Here is a 21528-nt window from a genome sequence, read left to right as displayed (position 1 = left end):
TGTTTTATAATATAAAACTTAAAATATAATTTTATACATATTAAAGACAGAAATTGGAATATGGACGACATTGATTTAGCTTTTGAATTTAAATGTATATTATATGGATAAAGCTGGGATATATAACCCAGCTTTAATTTATTTAAAGACATGATATTCCAACTATACCTGGGCCTGAGTGAGAACAAACTACACATCCTATATTAACAAAGTATAAGTTATTTACTGAAGTTTCTTTTAGTAAAAGATCCTTCATTATATCTAAATCAATTTTATTATCACCGCAACCTATTATAATAGTTTTATCTTTTAAATCTTTTCCATACTTACTGAATATTAAATTTACTAAAGTAGAATATATTTGCTTTTTACCTCTTACTTGAGATTTTTGAGATACTAGACCATTTTTAACTTCTAGTATAGGTTTTATAGATAATAAATTTCCTAGTGTAGCTTTAGTCGATGAAATTCTTCCACCCATTTTTAAATATTCTAAATTATCAACTGAAAATACAACTTCTTCAGTTCCTTTTATATCTTCTAAATAATTTAAAATTTCTTTTAAAGATTTTCCATTTGCAACCATCTCACATGCCTTAATAACGAAAAGTGCACTTCCGATTGAAACATTTTGTGTGTCGAATATAGTTACATTATCATGACCATCATTTTTGGCAAGGACTGCACTTTGATAAGTTCCTGAAGCTGAAGATGAACCTGCTATATATAAAACTTCAGTATCTTCATTGGAATATTTCTCAAAAACTGATTTAAACTGAGCATATGTTGCTTGAGATGTTTTAGGCATAGAATTTGTTTCTCTAAGCATTTTATAAAAACTATCATTAGTTAAATTTTCACCGTCTAAATATTCCGTACCATTAAATAATACCGTTAAAGGAACTATATCAATATCATATTTATTTAGTATATTTATTGGTAAATCCGATATACTATCACAAATTATTTTTATCATAATATTACCTCCGTAAGTAAAAGCTTTAATAATATATTATCATGACAAAACTATTAAGTAAATAAAAAGTTTTGACATTCAAAATAAAAATACACTTAGGATTAAAATAGTGTGTTTTTTAAGTGTGTTTTTATACGAATAACAATATATAAGATGAAGAATAATATATTTGATTATAATTTTATCTAAAAGTAAATACTAAAAGATAATAAGGAGATATAAAAAATGAAAAATAATCATAAAAGTAAAAGACAAATAGAAGAAGAAAAAAGGTTAGAATATGGTATCCTTGGTGATGCATTTTTAGGAGATTTATTTAATATGTCAGAAGAGCTAGATAATACTTATCAAAATCTTATTATGCATTCAGAATCTGATGAAATAAAAAAAATAATAAAAGATATTAAGTATAGGAGATAAGAAATATGTCAAAAGTAGCAAAAGCGGCTATAGGACTTATGGCAGCAACATTAGTAGCAAAAATATTGGGATTTGGAAGAGAGCTAACACTAGCTTCAGCTTATGGGGCATCATCAACAAGTGATGCTTTTTTAGTTGCTATGAATATACCAGCAGTAATATTTACAGCAATAGGAACTTCTTTAGGTACTGCATTCATACCTTTGTTTTGTGAAGTTAATTCAAGTAAAGGAGATCGGGAATCTATTAAATATACAAATAATATATTTAATGTAGTAATAATAATTTGTATAGTGCTTACAACTATAGGAGTTATATTTACACCTCAAATAGTAAGGCTATTTGCATTAGGTTTTAAAGGAGAAACAATGAGACAGGCTGTATATTTTACTAGATCTATGATATTAGGTATTCCTTTCTTAGGTATTAGCTATATAATGATGGCTTACTTACAAGTAAAAGAAAATTTTATAATACCGGGTCTTATGCCTGTACCATATAACGCATGTATAATATTATCAATACTTATAAGTGTAAGAACAACACCATATATTTTACCATGGGGAGCTCTAATTGGGCTATTAGGTCAGTTTCTATTTCAGTTTCCATTTGCAATAAAAAAAGGATATAGATATGAAGCATATTTAAATTTTAAAGATGAATATTTAAAAAAGATGCTATGGCTAGTAGGTCCTGTACTTATTGGTGTAGCTGTGAATCAAATAAACACAATAGTCGATAGAACAATAGCCTCTACATTAGTTGAAGGTAGTATATCTGCTCTAAATTATGCAAATAAACTTAATCAATTTGTTATGGGAATGTTTATAGTATCTATTTCTTCTGTTGTGTATCCTATGCTATCAAAGTTATCTACTGAAAATAACAAATCTCAGTTTAATAAATCTATAGTAACTTCAGTCAATACAGTAATATTATTAGTAATTCCAATATCTGTAGGCGCGATTATACTTGCAACACCTATAGTTAAGTTACTATTTCAAAGAGGAGAATTTGATGCAAGAGCAACATATATGACTTCTGTAGCACTTGTATTTTACTCAATAGGAATGATAGGTTTCGGACTTAGGGATATTTTAGGGAAAGTATTCTATTCATTGCAAGATACTAGAACACCTATGATAAATGGAGCTATTGCTATGGGACTAAACATAACTTTAAATATTTTATTTGTTAAATTTACAAATATGCAACTTGCAGGTTTAGCCTTAGCTACAAGTACAGCTGCTTTATTTACTATAGTATTACTATTTATAAATTTAAGAATAAAAATAGGTTCTTTTGGAGGAAAATCTATATTAAATGTATTTATAAAATCAATAGTATCAGCATTACTAATGGCTATAATTACATTATTTACATATAGAAGTATAAATAATATGATAGGAACAGGTACTATACAAGATATAATAACTTTAGGTGTGTCAGTATTATGTGGAGCTATTGTATACGGAACATGTATAATTGTTTTTAAAGTAGATGAGATTAATTTGATAGTAAATAGTTTAAAATAAAATAAAAAAATAGGAGATTAAATCTCTATTTTTTTATTTTATATAAATAGTTTATATATAAGTAACAAAATTAAAATTACTGAAGCAACTTTAAATATTACTCCAGAGATAAGCTTTATAACTTTAAATGCGATTCCAAAAATAACTATGAAAATGCATAATCTAAATAACAAGTTAATGTCTATAAGGTTTATATCCATAAAGTGTCCTCCAATTAAGAGATTAGAAAATGAAGTTACTAATCTTTATAAATATTATATATTAGTTAGTGATTAAAATTCAATACATATATATAATTGTAACTTTTATAAAAGTAAGATTATGTATGGTTAATATGTAAGAATTATTTTGAAAAATGTTACAAAAAATACTATTATTTAGTATAATTAAACAATAATAGTATTTAAGATTTAGGAGGACGTCTAAGTGGAGAGGGCTAAAAGACCTGTTAAAAAAGTTAATAATCATATAACTAAAAAAAGAGCTATAAATAGAGAAGAAATAATAAAAAAGAGAATAGAAATGTTATTATCTGTAGGTTTTATAGGTCTAATAGTAGGTATTGTAATCGGTATATTAATTCCAATTGGAGGGATAAAAAAAACGGAGTATAAACAATTAGAAAATCGTAATAATCAACTAAAAGTTAGTTTAGATAAAGCTAATAAAGATTTAGATTTATTAGAACAACAATTAGAAGAAGGTAAGGTGTTTATTAGTTTAGAAAAAGAACAAAAGCAGCAAGTTATTAATTACATAAATGCCTTAAATAATGAAGAAATAAGCTCAGATAAAACTATTACTACAACAGATTTATATAATAAAATTTATAAAGAGTATGCATATAGTTTAGGATATTTAAATATTGATGATTTTAATGTAGTAATAGATTCTTTTGGATACTCATATGATATAGTTGAAGAAAATAGTTCAAAGCAAATTACACTAAAAAATGAATATGAAGACGATAATGTTATATTAACATTTGATAAGAGTACAGATAATGAGGCACTAGTATTAAAATCAATTAGGTATAATAAAGATAATAAATATATAGAAGTAAATAATAGTTTAAATAATGAAATTCAATATATAATATATGATGGTAGTGTTTCTAATGTCAAAAATATAAAAGAACAAGCTGAATTTTTATTTTCTGAATAACATATAACAAAAGGTAATAATTTAGTGTAAAGGTTTAAAAGCTTTAATATAAATCTTTAAAAAGTATATAATAAATAAAGTGATAGCACTTTATTTATTATATTTAATTTTCTATAAAAGGGATATTTTAAAATTAATATTTTAAAATATCCCTTATTCATTAAGAATAATATATTTCTTTTTATTACATAAAATAATTATGTATCTAAAAATATCTAGGATGATTTTATGTATATAATATTACAAAATTCTTACAAATTTGCAAATATGCCATAAATAATGGTATATATATTATATAATGAAAATATTAAATGATATAAAAATAGGGAGTTAATTATGAAAAATACTAAGTTTTCCATAGGAAAAATAAAAGACATACCTAATGATCCAAAATTAGGTTACACTAAGGGAGCTTTTTATGAGAAGTTAGGAAAAATAGATAAAGCAATAGAAATATACAAAGATACAGCTGAATACGGTCATGTAAAGTCTCAATATACTTTAGGATGTATTTATAAAAATAGGAAACAATATCATGAAGCTGAAAAATGGTTGAAAATGTCCTATAAAAATGGATATGAGGATGCTGCTTTTGATTTAGGAAATATGTATTATAATATATATGGTTACGAATATGCACTATATTGGTATGAGAAAGTGGCTCTTTTAGGTAACTTATTAGCACAAAATAATTTAGGTGTAGTGCACTTTTATTTAAATGATTATCAACGTAGTGAAAAATGGTTAAAAGAAGCAGCAGATAATAATTTAGGAAGTGCCTGTTTTAATTTAGGATTACTATATACAATTATGGATAGATTAAAAGAAGCTAAAGAATACTATAGAAAAGGATCAGTACTACAAGATAATAATTGTAAGTATAACTTAGCTATTTTAAATCAAAATGATGATATTAAAGAGTCAATAACATTATATAAGCAACTATATAAGGTTTCTTATACCAAAGGATGTATAAACTTAGGGTTAATTATGGAATCACAAGAAGAATATGATGAAGCTAAGAGATACTATAAAAAAGTTGCAGATAAAGGTGATGCTAAATCTCAGTACAGATTAGCAAATTTATATAATAAAGAAAATAACAGAGAAGATGCTATTGAGTATTACGAAAAATCAATAGAAGGAAATTATACTTTAGCTAAATTTATGCTAGCAAATTTATATAATAAAGAAAATGAAATAGATACATCTAAAATATATTATGAAATGGCTTCAAATGATAATTTAGTTGAAGCAAAAAATAATTTAGCAGGATTATATTTTGAAGAAGAAAATTATGATAAGGCTAAAAAATACTATGAAGAAGCTATTGCAGATGGATGTAAAGTATCTATTGAAAATATTGGAGATTTATATTATAAAATTAATGATATTGAAAGATCAATTTCATATTATTTAAGAAATGCAGATTCAATTTCGTGCCAAGTTAAATTAGGTGAAATTTATGAAGAAATAGATAGAGTAGAAGAAGCTATAATTTGGTATAAAAGGGCATCTGATAATGGTGATGTTTTTTCAAGTTATAAATTAGGGTGTATATATGAAAGTCAAGAAAACAAAGATAAAGCTAAAAAGTACTTTAATTTAGCTATTGAAAAGAATCACTTAAATTCAAGAATACATTTAGGAAAAATTTATTTTGAAGAGGAATATTATGAAGATGCTAAAAAAATGTTTGAAGTAACTGCAAATGAAGATAATTCATACTCTCAGCATATGGTGGGTGTGATTTATCACAAATACTATAATGATTACACTAGTGCTAAATTTTGGTATGAAAAAGCTAGAAATAATGGATGTATAGAATCTTTATATAATCTAGGTCAATTAAGCTTTAAACTAAATTCATATAATGAAGCTGAAAAATATTACATTGAAGGTATGAAATTAGGCAATAAAAAGTGTGAGTATATGTTAGCAGGGTTGTATTATAAAAAAAGTTTAAATATGTATGAAAGTTTATCAAGTGAAGATTATTTAGATAGCATAGATATATGGAAAAAAACACCTAAAATAGAGTTAGATTTAGATGACTTAATAGTAGGACAATTTAATGAAGATAAGTTAATAATTGAGAAGGTAGAAGAGGAATATGTTCCTAATTATATTTTACAAATTAAAGAAGACTTATCTAATGAATATGAAGATATAAATAAAACAATGATAATAGAGAAATAAAAAAATGGCGCGAAAATAACTTTGCGCCATTTTTGTTAAATTAAATTTTAAGCGTTTAATAATAAATAAATCATATACATAATGTATAAAAGAATTAATATAAAACTTTCTCCTTTGTTTATATCTCTTTTTTTAACTGCAAATAAGTAAGTAAGTATAGTTACAAATATCATAAATAAAGTATCTATAAATAGAGTAGGATCAATATACATTGGAGATATAAATGCAGAAGCACCAAGTACAAATAATATATTAAACATATTTGATCCTATTACATTACCTAAAGCAATAGAAGATTCACCTTTTATTGCAGCTATAATAGACGTAACAAATTCAGGTAAAGATGTACCAATAGAAACGATAGTAAGTCCTATTAACTGGTCGCTAACACCAAAACTAGATGCAATTTGAGATGCAGAGGATACAACCATTTTTCCTCCAAGTATAATAAGTATGATACCGATTATTGAAATAACTATATTTTTTAATAATGATTCATTTTCTGTTCTTATTAAAGTACCATCGCTTGAATCTATACAATGTTCTGATGAAATAGAAAGTTGAGACATAGAATCTTGATTCATTGATTGTAAAGCTACCTTAAGTAAAGAATACATAAATATTATAAAGAACATAAGTAAGACAATTCCATCACCACGGCTTAAAATATTACTAGAAGTATCTTGTAAAGGTATATCACACGCAAGTACGAATAAAAGTATAGATGCTAATATTAAAAATGGAAATTCTTTAGATATAATAGCTTTATCTACATATAAAGTCTTTATAAATCCAGAAATACCTACAACCATTAAAAGATTAAAAATATTAGAACCGACTATATTACCAATAGCCATACCATTTTGATTATTTAAAGCAGCTGTAATACTTACTGCAGCTTCAGGAGCACTGGTTCCAAATGCAACTATAGTAAGACCAATTATTAATGATGGAATTCTAAGTATTTTAGCTATGCTAGATGAGCTTTCAACAAAAACATCAGCACCCTTTACTAATAATATAAATCCGATTATGAGTAAAACATAATTCATAAATAAACCTCCTAAAAATTTAAGTATAATAATAAAAAAAGACCTTCAAAACAAATTAGTGCATTTGTTTTGAAGGTCTTGCTATCAAGTTTAATATACTTGTTAATCAACCGAGTGTAAAACACTGAAATGACGATTGATTACCACAAAGTGTAAGCTACTCCCCTTCAGGAAATATTTTATTATATAAACATTATATGCTAGAATTTTAATTATTGCAATAAAAGTTAAAAATAAATTTATAATAGCTTTTTTCTAGACATGAAGAATGTAATTATTAAACAAATAATACATGTTATAAGCATGGTAATCCAAAAACCATTTGGATCATTTTCAAATGGAATTCCAGGCACATTCATTCCAAAGAATCCAGAGACAATAGTAGGAATAGCCATTATAAGTGTAACAACAGTTAAGAACTGCATAACTGTATTTTGATTATTACTTATTATAGCACTAAATGCATCCATAATTCTACTTAATATATCACCGTAAATAGTTGCCATCTCAAGGGCCTGTCTATTTTCAACAATAACATCTTCTAAAAGGTCCTCATCGTCTTCATAACGCTTAATACTTGGAGTTCTAACCAATTTATTAAGTACAAGTTCTATGGCTTTTAAAGATGTAGAAAAGTATACTAATGACTTTTCTAATTCAAGCAATTGGAAAAGCTCTTTATTTTGCATAGAATTGTATATTTCACTTTCAATTATACTAGTCATTTTATTAATTCTTCTTAAGTATAATAAGTAGTAAGTTGCATTTTTATATAGTATTTGAAGAAGAAAACGAGTTTTCATATAAGTATAAAAATCTTTTATATGCCCAACTATAAAGTCGTTTAAAATTCTAGTTTGAGCGGTACAAACTGTTAAAATAGTATTATCCAACATTATTATACCTAATGGTATAGTTGTATAATGAGATGATGAAGCATCACTCTCATCTATTGGTATATCTATAAGAATAAGAGTATGATTATCTTCAACCTCTATTCTTGAACGTTCTTCTTCGTCAAGAGCCGCATTTATACTATCAACATCTAAATTTAGTAGTTCAGCAATTTCATGAATTTCACTTTGATTAGGTTCAATAAGATTTATCCAACATCCATCTTCAAAGGAAGTTAATTTTTCTAGTTTAGAGTTAATAGTTTTGTAGTATCTTATCATGGCAACACATCCTTTATTCAGTTTTACATAAATCTCGTCATTTAATATTATGTATTAAATGACTAATTAATATAAAATAAAGGATGAATTAGTATTTATCTACATAATATTGAATGATGAATTAATACAGCCCGCCAGGGACTATGGTCCATTTTTCATCACTCTCCGTTTAATATTTAATTTGAAATAATAAATATTCCTTAATCTAATTTAGCATTTTTAGAGAATAGTTTCAATATATTTTTTATAAAAGCATATTCCAAGCTTAGAAATAATATTTTAAAGTTAAAAACAAATAAAAAAGATTAGGTGTAATATATAAGTACGGGTTATTTATATATTACACCTAATCTTTTAGATATTATATTACATTAACAATGGTTCCATTAGTATCACATTTTAATTTTTTTAATATCCATCTATTATCAAGTGACTCTAAGAATGATTTCATTTCACCGATAAAGTTAATATCATCATCTTTTATAATAGACATTATTGTTGGTCCAGCACCGCTTAAAAATACTCCTATGCAGTTTAAATCATAAGACATATTGACTATATCATAATAATTTTCTATTAATTTACCCCTATAATCTTGATGGATTTTATCCTTACACGCTATTTTTATTAAGTCAAAGTTTTTATTGAGTAAAGCTGAAACTAGTAAAGTTGAGTGAGATATATTAAAAACACAATCTTTATGATAAATAGTATTGGGTAATATACTTCTTGCTAAACTAGTGGATAGTTCGAAATCGGGAATTATACAACAAAAACTAAGCTCATTAGGAATTTTAATAGTGTCATAGTATATATTACCATCATCAATAAGAGATACTACCATATTTCCAAGTAGGGCAGGAGCAATATTATCAGGATGATCTTCTATCTCACTTGCTATTTTTAATAATTCATATTTATTTAAGTTAGAATCGGATAAAATATTAGCAGCTACAACACCCGCTACTATACAAGTAGCGCTACTACCTAATCCACGACTTAATGGTATATTAGATTCTATTTTTATTTTAATTCCAGTGGGTATTTTAGGTGGATTTATTTTATTATAGAAATATTTCATTGAGGTATAAATTAAATTATTTTCATTTCTATATTTGTCATCACATCCATCTATATAAATTCCTTTATCTATTTCACTTATGTAAAACTTATTATATACATTTAATGCTAATCCTAATGTATCAAATCCTGGACCAATATTTGCAGTTGTAGCAGGAACTTTTATTTCTAACATTATTATCACCTAAATTTCTAAGAAGTTTTGTATTGCAAGTTTAAGTTCATTTTTATCATATATATTATCATGAATAATTTTTTTATCCCTTAAGTCTGCAATAGGCTTAGGAACATCTATTTTTCCTAATATAGATAATTTATCAATTACATCAAAATCTTGTAAATTATTATTATTATTATTAATGGAATTAAGAACATCTTTAGCAAATTTAAATGGACTAGCAGTACTTAAAATAATATTCTTATACTTATTACTATTATTTGATTTAAATTTATTCAAAGAACAGTAAGCAACAGACGTATGTGTATCTATAAGATAATTATATTTATTAAATACATGATTTATAGTTTCACTAACTTCTTCATCAGTACAATAATATCCACAAAAATCATTCAAGTTTTGTCTCATCAGATTTGAGATTTTATAATAACCTGTTTCACTGAAACTTTTAAAAAGTGCGCTTATTAATCGAGAATCTCTATTACAAGATTCAAATAATAGACGCTCTAAATTACTTGAAACTAGTATATCCATAGATGGTGATGTTGTTAATTTTAATTCTTTGTTCTTATTGTATTCTCCTGTTCTAAAAAAGTCATAAAGAACATTATTTTCATTAGAGGCGCATATGAGTTTATTTACAGGTAGCCCCATTTCTTTAGCATAATAACCAGCTAATATATCTCCAAAATTTCCTGTTGGAACCACAAAATTTACTTTATCAAATAGTTTAATTTTCTTAGTATTTACAAGTTTAAAATATGAATAGAAATAGTAGACAACTTGTGGTAATAATCGTCCTATGTTAATTGAATTAGCTGATGACAGTATGAAACCATTTTTATTTAAAATTTTATTGAAATCATCATTAGAAAATATTTTTTTTACAGCAGATTGAGCATCATCAAAATTACCATTTATGCCAGCAACGAATACATTTTTTCCTTCTTGAGTTTTCATTTGAAGTTTTTGTATAGGACTAACACCATTTTCTGGGAAAAAGACTATTATTTTAACATTATCTATGTCTTTAAAACCTTCTAAAGCTGCTTTACCAGTATCACCAGATGTAGCAGTAAGTACTAGTATTTCTTTATCTAAGTTATTTTTATTTATAGATGTTTTAAGTAAATGGGGCATAAGTGTAAGTGCTATATCTTTAAATGCTAGTGTTGGTCCATGAAATAATTCTAATATATAATCATTACCAATTTGTTTTATTGGTGTTATCTCACTAGTGTCGAAATTATTTTTGTATGCAGAATTTATACAATTACTTAGCTCTTCATCTGTAAAATCAGTTAAAAAGTTTTTTAATATAAAAAATGCAAGTTCACAATATGTTAATGTACTTAAGTTTTTTAATTCTTCTCTTAAATCAGGAAATTTAGACGGTACATATAGTCCACCATCATCACTTAAACCTTTTATAATTGCTTGAGAAGCGCTTAGTGTTTCTGTATTACTTCTAGTACTTATATAATTCATTATATTCCCCCTGTTAAATTTATAATAAAAAACTCTCCTGTAAAGTAGGAGGAGAGTTATATATTTAAATGGTGTTTGTTATAAATTCGGATTATTTTAAAAGTTTAAAAGAAATAGGAAGGTATGTCAATAAAGTTAAAAATAAAAATAAAATTATATATTATAAAAAAATTATAAGTACTATAATATAAAAAAAAACATAATTAAAACTTTCATGAAATGCCAAAATAAACTATAATAAATATATAATTCAATATAGTTTATAATTATTTTAATTTTTAGTTATTTAAATAAATCGATTATTCTAATTAAATTCACAATTAATTCATATAAAATGGATATAATAATACTAAAAGGAGGAAGGAAAGATGATATTACTTATAAGTGCGGTTTTAGTAGTAATAATGTATGGACTTACATTATTATCGTATGTATCAGAAAATAATTTACTTGATGATATTAATTAATATTACTACAATGGTGACTATGTCAACTAAAGTATTAAATATGAAATTATATAAATATATTTAAACGATGTTCTTATAAAAGTTCATCGTTTTTTAGTATATAAAAAAGTAGCAATATGAAATATTGCTACTTTTAGATTATTTACCTTGTCTTGATTTGTTGTATCTTAATCTGTCATGCTCATTTAAGAATCTTTTTCTTAATCTTATTGCATCAGGAGTTATTTCAACTAATTCATCATCTTCTATAAATTCTAAAGCTTCTTCAAGAGTAAATACTCTAGCTGGTTGTAATTTTATTGCATCATCAGTACCAGAAGCACGAACGTTTGTTAACTTCTTGTTTTTACATGGATTAACAACCATATCATCTTTTCTAGAGTTCATACCGATTATCATACCTTCGTAAACATCCACACCTGGATCTACGAACATTTGAGCTCTTTCACTTAAAGCATTAAGAGCATATCCCATAGTTGTACCAGGTCCTTGAGCTATTAAAACTCCATTACTTCTACCTGGTATTTCACCTTTATATTCTTCGAATCTTTCGAATGAACGAACTAAAGTACCTTCACCACGAGTATCATTTATAAATTCACTTCTATAACCTAATAATCCACGAGTAGGAGCTATGAATTCTATTTTAACATAATCTCCCTCTATAGACATAGACTCCATAAGACCTTTTCTAAGATTTAATTTGTTTATAACAGTTCCTGAGTAAACTTCTGGACAGTTAACTATAACTCTTTCCATTGGTTCCATTAAAACGCCATCTTCTTTATGCATTAAAACTTCTGGTTTAGAAACACCTATCTCATAACCTTCACGTCTCATGTTTTCTAGAAGTATAGATAAATGAAGTTCTCCACGTCCAGATACTCTGTATCCGTCAGTAGTGTCCATTGGCTCAACTTTAAGACCAACGTTAACTTCTAATTCTTTGTCTAATCTATCTTTTATATGTCTAGTAGTAACGAATTTACCACTCTTACCACAGAATGGAGAATCATTTACTAAGAAGTTCATTGATAGAGTAGGTTCTTCTATGTGTATCATTTCCATTGGTAATGGATTATCTATATTACATATAGTTTCACCTATTGATATATCTGATATACCTGCAACAACAACTATATCACCAGAATATGCTTCAGTTTTTTCAACTTGGTTTAGTCCTTCATAAGCTGTAAGTTTAGCTATTCTACCTCTAGAAACACTGCCGTCAGCTTTACATATCGAAACTTGTTCACCATTTCTTACAGTTCCTTTATAAACTCTACCTATTCCAAGTCTACCTACATAATCATCATATGCAAGTGCTGAAACTTGTAATTGTAAAGGTTCATTATCAAAGTCAGGGTAAGCTTCAACGTGTTCTATTACTGTTTCGAATAAAGGAGAAAGGTCAGTACTTTCATCTTCTAATTCTCTTTTAGCTATACCTTGCTTAGCTATACCGTATATTATAGGGAACTCACATTGTTCATCAGTTGCATTTAAGTCAACGAATAAATCGAATACTTCATTTACAACTTCTTCTGCTCTTTGATCTTGCTTATCTATTTTGTTTATGAAAAGTATTGGTCTAAGACCAGCTTCTAATGATTTTTGTAGAACGAATCTAGTTTGAGGCATTGGACCTTCACTAGCATCTACTAATAATATAACAGTATCAACAGTTTTTATAACACGTTCAACTTCAGACGAGAAGTCACTATGTCCTGGTGTATCTACTATATTTATTTTGTAATCTTTGTAGTTTATAGAACAGTTTTTAGAATATATTGTTATACCTCTTTCTGCTTCAAGGTCATTACTATCCATTACACAATCTTTTACTACTTCGTTATCTCTAAATGTTCCAGATTGATGTAAGAAAGCATCAACTAATGTTGATTTTCCAGCATCAACATGGGCTATAACCGCGATGTTAACTATTTTATGTTTTATTGACATATTATGTTCCTTCCTTTCATGTGAAAATAACTTTCTTAGTATAACATAGACTTTTTAAAATGTAAATTAAAATAAGAAGGATATTATTTATAAATGTAAATAATTAAATTACTAAAATATAATTATTTACATTTATAAATAAATTTATACAAATTAGTAACAAGAATTTAAAATAATATATTTAAAATGGGGAGTACAAAAAATATATAATAATAGATATATCAATATATGTTATATATAAAATAATAATAAACTATATATAATGAAGGAAAAAGTTTACCTTATATGCTAAAAGCTAAGGAATTTATTGTAAACAGAGGACTTCAATAAAATTATGAGAGGTGTAGAATATTTATCTTAGTATTAAAATTTTACATTTTTATAATATGGTTAGTGATATAATAATATTAAGTAAGGAAAATGTTATCAAAGGGGGGTATAAATATGAAAAAAATAATAAACAATCCAAGTAATGTAGTAGCTGATATGATAGAAGGGTTAGTATTAGCACATCCTGATTACGTAAGAAAAAGTGAAAATGGAAATATATTAATAAGAAAGGATGCACCGATTAAAGGAAAAGTTGGACTAGTAAGTGGTGGTGGAAGTGGACATGAGCCATCTCATGCAGGGTATATAGGTTATGGAATGCTTGATGCTGCTGTTTGCGGTGAAGTATTTACATCTCCAACACCAGACCAAGTATATGAAGCTATAAAAGAAGTGAATGGAGGTAATGGTGTATTATTAATAATTAAAAATTATACTGGTGATGTAATGAACTTTGAAATGGCTAAAGAAATGGCCGAAATGGATGGAATAAATGTTGATTTTGTTGTAGTAAATGATGATGTTGCAGTTGAAGATAGCTTATATACAGCAGGAAGAAGAGGGATAGCAGGTACTGTATTTGTACATAAAATAGCCGGAGCAAAGGCTAGCAAAGGTGCTTCACTTGAATCAGTTAAAGAGGTTGCTAATAAAGTAATATCTAATGTAAGAAGTATGGGAATGGCTTTAAGTCCTTGTATAGTTCCAGCAGCAGGAAAGCCAAACTTTACACTAGAGAATGATGAAATAGAAATTGGAATGGGGATACATGGAGAACCAGGAACTCATAAAGAAAAAATATCTACAGCAAGTGATATAACTACTCATTTAGTAAATAAAATATTAGATGATATTGATATAAAAGAAAATGAAGAAGTAGCAGCAATGGTAAATGGTTTAGGATCAACTCCTCTTATGGAGCTTTATATAGCTAATAAAACTGTTAATGAAATATTAACTTCAAAGAGAATAAAAATACATAAAACATTTGTAGGTGAATATATGACTTCTCTTGAAATGGCTGGATACTCAGTTAGTATATTAAAACTTGATTCAGAATTAAAAGAACTCTTAGATGCTAAATCTGACACTTTAGGATTAAAGATATTTTAGTATCTAGTTTGGGAGGCAAAAATGAGTATAAAAGGATATGAAGTAATTAATATATTAAATAAAATAGCGGATGTAATAAATGAAAATAAACTACACTTAACTGAGTTAGATGCAGCTATTGGAGATGGAGATCATGGATTAAACATGAGTAAAGGTTTTGAAGCTGTAAAAGAAAAGTTAAAAGACGATAATGGAGATGATTTAGGAAATACTTTTAAAAAAGTGGGCATGACTCTTGTATCTACGGTAGGAGGAGCAGCAGGACCATTATATGGAACTGCATTTATGAAAGGTGCTAGTGTATTAAATGGAAAAAGTGAAATTGACTTAGACGATTATATACAAGTTTTAAAAGCATCTCTTGATGGTATAAAAATGAGAGGAAAGGCTGAACTAGGAGAAAAAACTATGATAGATTGTCTAGAACCATATCTGAATGAATTAATAAAAGTAAAAAGTAGTGGATTAGATGTTGCTGAATGTTTAAATAAAGCTAAAGAAGCTGCATTTAAAGGATTAGAAAAAACAAAAGAAATAAAAGCTACAAAAGGAAGAGCTAGTTACTTAGGTGATAGAAGTATAGGACATCAAGATGCAGGAGCTACATCTACATATTTAATGTTAAAAACTGTTTATACATATATTAAAGGAGAATAATTATGGTTTCTATAGTATTAGTATCTCATAGTAACAAACTTGTGGAAGGTTTAAAAGAACTTATAAGTCAAATGGCAGGAGATGTGAAAATTTCTGTTGCAGGGGGAACTGAGGATGGAAGAATTGGTACAGACCCTATTAAAATAATGAATTCAATTGAAGAAGTATATAGTGAAGATGGTGTACTATTATTCTTTGATATAGGAAGTGCATTGATGAATGCAGAAGTGGCTTTGGATATGTTAGATGAATCTGTAAGTAAAAATGTAGAAATATGCAAGGTTAGCTTAGTAGAAGGAGCATTTGTAGCAGCAATTGATTCTTGTATAGGTAGGAATAAAGAAGAAATAATAGAAAATATAAAAAAGCTAGAAATAGAAAAATAAATAAAAATTTGTGTTTAATACAAAAATAATAGGGGTATAACTTTAAAAAGATATTTATAGGAGGTATTAAAATGATAAATATAGTTAGAGTATGCCCATATTGTTCAAATGTGGATTTAGATAAATTAGCAGAAACAATAGGTGAAGAAAAAGTACAAAGAGGTTGTATAGGTGCTTGTAGAAGCTATAAAACTGAAGCTGTTGTAAAAGTAGATGGAAACCTTACAATAAAGCAATCTCAAGAAGAATTATTTGAAGAATTATCAAAATAATTAAATATGTCAGTAAGTAAAAGTATTTCAATATAGTAAAAGCACAAAAAGTATATACCTTTGTTAAGGTATATACTTTTTTATTCTAAATAAGATAATTTATATATTAAAAATCTTTCGTTGTTATCTTTTTTATATAAATCATCTAAAATAATCTCATTCTTTATTATAAATGGAGTATTATTTTCTAAATAATAAATATAATCATCTGATGGATAGTATAGAATTATTTCAACAGGTCTCATATTTTTCTCTAAAGAATCTAGTATTATCTATTACTTTTATAAAAAATTTGAATAGAGAATGGATTAAAGAAATAAAATTTATTGTCATTTAGACCTATACTATAATTTTGAGCAAAAGCATTTACAAATTCTATTTTATCTTCGTATTTCTTATTTTTATTTAAATAATTAGATTTATTTTTTATGCAAGCCCTATAAAAATCTTTATTCATTTCAACTCCGTAACAATTAGCTTTGAAAAAATAGTTTATATAAAATATAAGTCTGCCCTTACCACATCCAAAATCAACTACATAGTCATTTTCATTAACCTTATAAGTTTTAAATAGTGTATTTAATGCAGAATAAGATGTTGCTTGATAAGGATGATAATGAGTAAATTTATCTGTCCAATGTTCTTCTCCAAATGTATTTATATTGAATAAATTTTCATAATCTATATCTTTCATGTATTATTCCTTCCATATATCTGTATTAATTTTAATTTTCTCACTTATATATTTTAAATCTTGTTATAGAAAGTAACAAGGCGAAATTTGTATTTAAAACTTAGAAAATAGTCTGTAAGAATTTTAACAATATGATACCATATATAAATATAAGGAATTTGTGTTTTGAATACTGAATATATAAAGGAGGAAGGGGTATGAAAAAAGAGTATTTTAAAGAGTATAGTAAATATCTTAATAGGCATATGGAATTTAGTGTATATGGTCATTCTGGTCAACCTTTTTTAGTTTTTCCAGCACAAAATGGTAGATATTTTGATTTTGAAGGCTTTAAAATGATGGATAATGTAATGGACTTAATAGACAATGGGATAATACAACTATTTTGCTGTGATAGTATAGATGGGGAAACTTGGTCAGCAGAGGGTAAAGAATGCTATAAACGAATACAGCTACATGAACAATGGTTTAATTACATTGTAGAGGAGTTAGTTCCAAGAATATTCGAAATAAACTACTATGGAAACGGAAATAATTATACTGATGGAATAATAACAACTGGTTGTTCTATGGGTGGAACACATGCGGCTAATTTTATGTTTAGAAGACCAGATATTTTCAAAGGAATGATAGCGTTAAGTGGATATTATGATTCTGATATATTTTTTGGAAACTATTGTGATGACTTGGTTTATAAAAATGCACCAATTAAGTATATACAAGGAATGAGCTATGATCATCCTTATGTAGATATGTATAGAAAAAATAAAATAATACTTTGCTGTGGTCAAGGTGCCTGGGAAGATGAGATGCTTAGAAGTATATATAAAATAAAAGAGCTGTTTGAATATAAAGACATACCTGCCATTGTAGATGTGTGGGGACATGATGTTAACCATGATTGGGATTGGTGGAGAAAACAATTTTCATATTTTGTAAGAAAAATAGTTTAGGGGGGAACTAGTTATGAACGTTATATTTATATCTCCTAATTTTCCGTTATACTTTTACAATTTTTGTAATAGGTTAAAGGAAAGAGGAGTAAATGTATTAGGCATAGGAGATACAAGCTATAATGATTTATCTATGGATACTATAAATTCTTTAACTGAGTACTATAAAGTAAATAGTTTAGAAAATTTTGATGAAGTAAGTGAAGCTTGTTTGTTTTTTATAAATAAATATGGAAAAATAGATTGGATTGAGTCTCAAAATGAATACTGGCTAGAAACGGAGGCTGCTCTTAGAAGTAAGTTTGATGTAAGTACTGGAACAAAAATTGAATATATGGATCCAATGAAATATAAATCAAAAATGAAAGAAGTCTATAAGTCTTGTGGTATACCAGTAGCTAGATATGAATTTATTACAGATTATAATAGTGCTATTAACTTTACTAATATAGTAGGTTACCCTGTCGTTGTTAAGCCAGATAACGGAGTAGGAGCATCTAATACATATAAATTGAGAAATGATGAAGAATTAGGATTTTTCTTTGAAACTAAAAATAATAATATAACCTATATTATTGAAGAATTTATAAATGGACATGTAGAAACATTTGATGGTATTACAGACTCAAATAAGAATATTTTAATTGCATCAAACCATGTAATGTTAAGTTCTATCATGGACGCAGTGAATGAAGATAGTGAATCTGCATTCTACTCTCAAGATTTAAATGGTATGGATATAGAATGGATTGGTGATAAAGTAGTAAAAGCATTTGATACAAGAAGTAGATTTTTTCATTTTGAATTTTTTAGATTAGACGAAGATAAAGAGGGTCTAGGGAAAAAAGGAGATATAGTAGGATTAGAAGTTAATATGAGAGCACCAGGGGCATATATGCCTGATATGATAAATATGGCTTATGATGTAGATACATATAGTATATGGGCAGATATGTTAATATACGATAAAATATTTACTGATGTTAAAAGAAAATGTTTAGTAGGATATGCAAGCAGAAGAAATGGAGTCAATTATAAATACAAGAATGATGATATTAAACATAAATATAAAGAAGAAATTACATATGATGTAGAAGTACCAGAAGTTTTATCAGCAGCTATGGGAAATCATGTATTTTTATTTAAAGCAAAGTCTAAGGAAGGAATAATGGATATTACTAAATTTATATTAGAGCATAAGTAAAAATATCTATAAAATTTAACAATATATTTAAACTAAATTTAATAAATATGAATATAAAATATTAAAAATAACTTACTTAACACTGTTTTAACAAATAGTTAACATTATATTAACTTGAATTTGAATAACTTAACATTGTCTTAACAACAAAAACTTTATTTCTTGTTAAAATAAAAAAGTACTAAATATTGAAATACATACATAATGTACATAGTTAGAAATTTTTAGGAGGAAATAAAGTGGAAATCATAATCAATTTAATGGGTGGTCTTGGTCTGTTCTTATATGGTATGAACCTTATGGGAGATGGACTTCAAAAGTCAGCAGGAGCTAAATTAAAAAGAATAATAGAGCTTTTAACTAGCAATGTAATAATGGGAGTTCTAGTTGGAGCATTAGTTACAGCAATTATACAAAGTAGTAGTGCAACTACAGTAATGGTAGTAGGTTTTGTTAATGCGGGAATAATGACATTGCCTCAAGCAATAGGTGTAATAATGGGGGCTAATATAGGAACAACTATTACAGCTCAATTAGTATCGCTTGATTTAGTAGGTATGGCACCAATAGCATTAGGTATAGGTATAGTACTTTACTTATTTGCTAAAAGTTCAAAAACTAAACATATAGCTGAAATATTAATTGGATTTGGTATATTATTTACAGGTATGGATTTTATGAAAGCTGCAGTTAAGCCTTTATCAGAGTTTAAAGGATTTACAGATGCTTTAGTAGCATTTGGACATCAACCAATATTAGGTATATTATTAGGATTTGGTATAACGGCAATAGTTCAAAGTTCAAGTGCTTCAATGGGGATGTTACTTGCACTTTCTTCTCAAGGATTAATACCATTATCATCAGCACTACCAATATTATATGGTGAGAACATAGGTACTTGTGTTACATCTTTAATTTCAAGTATAGGTGCTAGCAAAAATGCAAGAAGAGCTGCAACTATGCACTTAGTATTTAATATAATAGGAACACTTGTATTTATGATAATATTAACTAAACCAATAACAATGTTAGTTACTCATTTAGATCCTACTGATGTAAGTAGACAAATAGCAAACTCACATACATTATTTAATGTAATAAATGTATTATTATTACTACCATTCTCTAAGTTAATAGTGAAACTTACTATGAAGCTTGTACCAGAAAGAGAAGATGAAAATGAAGATACTAAAGTAGTTAGATTTATAGACGATAGAATGATAACAACTCCATCAATTGCATTATCTAATACAGTTAAAGAAACCTTAAGAATGGGAAATAAAGCAAAAGATTCTTTAGAAAATGCAATGAGTGGTTTATTAGAAAAATCAGAAACAAAAGTTAAATCAGTTTTTGAAGAAGAAAAGAAAATAAATGAATTACAAAAAATTATATTAGATTATTTGTTAAAATTATCTAAGAGTAATATAAGCCATGATTCTATTGAAGGAATAGATAAATTATTCAATACAATAAATGATATAGAAAGAGTTGGAGATCATGCAGAAAATATAGCTGAATTAGCAGAAACTGTAATGAATAACAATTTAAGTATGTCTAAAGAAGGTAGCGAAGAATTATTAGAAATGTTTAATAAAGTAGTGAGCACTTATAAGTGTGCATTAGAAGCTTTAGAAAAGGCAGATGTAAACTTGGCTTGCAAGGTTATAAAAATGGAAGAACAAGTTGATGCAATGGAAATATCTTATAGAAGAAGCCATATGAAGAGATTAAATGAAGGATCTTGTAGTATAGATGCAGGTGTTATATATTTAGATATAATAAGCAATTTAGAAAGAGTATCTGATCATTCTGTAAATATAGCTACACAAGTAATAACATCGAATAAAGATGTAAATGAATCAGTTAGTGTGTAAATTATATAAATAAAAAAATACTATACCTTTTAAGGTATAGTATTTTTTTATTTATATAATTTATTAGTGCATTTATTTTGGATTTTATATAATGTTCGTTTTTATAGATATAATAGAATTTAAATTATGAAAAATAAATAAAATTTGGATAAAGCATTGTTAAACACGAAATATATGTTATAATGTGAATTATAAAGTTAAATAATTTATTTATAAAGCAATCATCAATAAGGATGTTTTATTTACATACTCTTATTTTTATTTTATGCCAATCCCTGATTAATATCAGGGTATTTTTCTTGAATTTTATTATGATAGATTAAATTTTAGAATATATTTATATAAC

Annotated in this window: 19 protein-coding genes; 11 read left to right on the top strand and 8 right to left on the bottom strand. The window is 26.5% G+C overall.

Translation table 11 applies throughout. The features are described 5' to 3' along the window. Nucleotides 1–142: 142 nt before the first annotated feature. Complete coding sequence (locus EIH23_RS11265; protein ID WP_122640391.1) at nt 143–976, bottom strand: DegV family protein; 834 nt, start codon at nt 974–976, stop codon at nt 143–145. Nucleotides 977–1201: 225 nt separating this feature from the next. Between EIH23_RS11265 and EIH23_RS11260 the strand changes: the two genes are divergently transcribed. The 4 genes from EIH23_RS11260 to EIH23_RS11245 all read left to right on the top strand — a co-directional run bounded on the left by EIH23_RS11260 (nt 1202) and on the right by EIH23_RS11245 (nt 6294). After that, nucleotides 1202–1396, top strand: a complete 195-nt coding sequence (locus tag EIH23_RS11260) for a hypothetical protein (RefSeq protein WP_122640390.1) — start codon at nt 1202–1204, stop codon at nt 1394–1396. Between the two features lie 5 nt (nt 1397–1401). Then, entirely contained in the window at nt 1402–2931 is a 1530-nt protein-coding gene (murJ, locus tag EIH23_RS11255) for a murein biosynthesis integral membrane protein MurJ (RefSeq protein ID WP_122640389.1), read from the top strand. A 426-nt stretch (nt 2932–3357) separates the two neighbouring features. Continuing rightward, nucleotides 3358–4095 (top strand): hypothetical protein, encoded by a 738-nt coding sequence (locus EIH23_RS11250; RefSeq protein WP_122640388.1) that lies wholly within the window; start codon nt 3358–3360, stop codon nt 4093–4095. Nucleotides 4096–4431: 336 nt separating this feature from the next. Continuing rightward, nucleotides 4432–6294, top strand: a complete 1863-nt coding sequence (locus EIH23_RS11245) for an SEL1-like repeat protein (RefSeq protein ID WP_122640387.1) — start codon at nt 4432–4434, stop codon at nt 6292–6294. 47 nt (nt 6295–6341) lie between these two features. Here EIH23_RS11245 and EIH23_RS11240 read toward each other — a convergent pair whose 3' ends face one another. The 5 genes from EIH23_RS11240 to typA all read right to left on the bottom strand — a co-directional run bounded on the left by EIH23_RS11240 (nt 6342) and on the right by typA (nt 13696). After that, the gene (locus EIH23_RS11240; RefSeq protein WP_122640386.1) at nt 6342–7346 is read right to left on the bottom strand and encodes a calcium/sodium antiporter; all 1005 of its coding nucleotides are present in this window, start codon (nt 7344–7346) and stop codon (nt 6342–6344) included. A 239-nt stretch (nt 7347–7585) separates the two neighbouring features. Further along, nucleotides 7586–8521 carry a magnesium transporter CorA family protein gene (locus EIH23_RS11235; RefSeq protein ID WP_122640385.1) on the bottom strand — a complete coding sequence of 312 codons (936 nt, stop codon included), beginning with the start codon at nt 8519–8521 and terminating at the stop codon, nt 7586–7588. 361 nt (nt 8522–8882) lie between these two features. Beyond that, on the bottom strand, nt 8883–9776 hold the full coding sequence (thrB, locus tag EIH23_RS11230; protein ID WP_122640384.1) for a homoserine kinase: 894 nt from the start codon (nt 9774–9776) through the stop codon (nt 8883–8885). A 9-nt stretch (nt 9777–9785) separates the two neighbouring features. Then, entirely contained in the window at nt 9786–11267 is a 1482-nt protein-coding gene (thrC, locus tag EIH23_RS11225; protein ID WP_122640383.1) for a threonine synthase, read from the bottom strand. Between the two features lie 605 nt (nt 11268–11872). After that, complete coding sequence (typA, locus tag EIH23_RS11220) at nt 11873–13696, bottom strand: translational GTPase TypA (protein ID WP_122640382.1); 1824 nt, start codon at nt 13694–13696, stop codon at nt 11873–11875. Between the two features lie 444 nt (nt 13697–14140). Here typA and dhaK point away from each other — a divergent pair, with 444 nt between their 5' ends. The 4 genes from dhaK to EIH23_RS11200 all read left to right on the top strand — a co-directional run bounded on the left by dhaK (nt 14141) and on the right by EIH23_RS11200 (nt 16454). Continuing rightward, nucleotides 14141–15139 carry a dihydroxyacetone kinase subunit DhaK gene (gene dhaK, locus EIH23_RS11215; protein ID WP_122640381.1) on the top strand — a complete coding sequence of 333 codons (999 nt, stop codon included), beginning with the start codon at nt 14141–14143 and terminating at the stop codon, nt 15137–15139. A 21-nt stretch (nt 15140–15160) separates the two neighbouring features. After that, nucleotides 15161–15796, top strand: a complete 636-nt coding sequence (gene dhaL, locus EIH23_RS11210; RefSeq protein ID WP_122640380.1) for a dihydroxyacetone kinase subunit DhaL — start codon at nt 15161–15163, stop codon at nt 15794–15796. 2 nt (nt 15797–15798) lie between these two features. Next, on the top strand, nt 15799–16182 hold the full coding sequence (gene dhaM, locus EIH23_RS11205; RefSeq protein WP_122640379.1) for a dihydroxyacetone kinase phosphoryl donor subunit DhaM: 384 nt from the start codon (nt 15799–15801) through the stop codon (nt 16180–16182). 71 nt (nt 16183–16253) lie between these two features. Continuing rightward, a complete protein-coding gene (locus tag EIH23_RS11200; protein WP_207734774.1) occupies nt 16254–16454 on the top strand; it encodes a DUF1450 domain-containing protein in 201 nt (66 codons plus the stop codon). Nucleotides 16455–16534: 80 nt separating this feature from the next. Here the strand turns inward: EIH23_RS11200 and EIH23_RS16970 are convergent, their stop codons facing one another. Next, entirely contained in the window at nt 16535–16699 is a 165-nt protein-coding gene (locus tag EIH23_RS16970) for a hypothetical protein (RefSeq protein WP_330566249.1), read from the bottom strand. 23 nt (nt 16700–16722) lie between these two features. Then, nucleotides 16723–17148 (bottom strand): methyltransferase, encoded by a 426-nt coding sequence (locus EIH23_RS11195; protein WP_330566248.1) that lies wholly within the window; start codon nt 17146–17148, stop codon nt 16723–16725. Between the two features lie 197 nt (nt 17149–17345). On the opposite strand from EIH23_RS11195, the gene EIH23_RS11190 reads away from it, so the two are divergent. The 3 genes from EIH23_RS11190 (at nt 17346) to EIH23_RS11180 (ending at nt 21182) form a co-directional block, all read left to right on the top strand. After that, nucleotides 17346–18101 carry an esterase family protein gene (locus EIH23_RS11190; protein WP_122640378.1) on the top strand — a complete coding sequence of 252 codons (756 nt, stop codon included), beginning with the start codon at nt 17346–17348 and terminating at the stop codon, nt 18099–18101. A 13-nt stretch (nt 18102–18114) separates the two neighbouring features. Further along, on the top strand, nt 18115–19305 hold the full coding sequence (locus EIH23_RS11185; RefSeq protein WP_122640377.1) for an ATP-grasp domain-containing protein: 1191 nt from the start codon (nt 18115–18117) through the stop codon (nt 19303–19305). 239 nt (nt 19306–19544) lie between these two features. Continuing rightward, nucleotides 19545–21182 (top strand): Na/Pi cotransporter family protein, encoded by a 1638-nt coding sequence (locus EIH23_RS11180; protein WP_122640376.1) that lies wholly within the window; start codon nt 19545–19547, stop codon nt 21180–21182. Nucleotides 21183–21528 lie beyond the last annotated feature (346 nt).

Origin of the sequence: Romboutsia sp. Marseille-P6047, assembly GCF_900604535.1 — a bacterium.
Lineage (GTDB): Bacteria > Bacillota > Clostridia > Peptostreptococcales > Peptostreptococcaceae > Romboutsia_E.
This window is presented reverse-complemented; position numbering and strand designations above follow the sequence as displayed.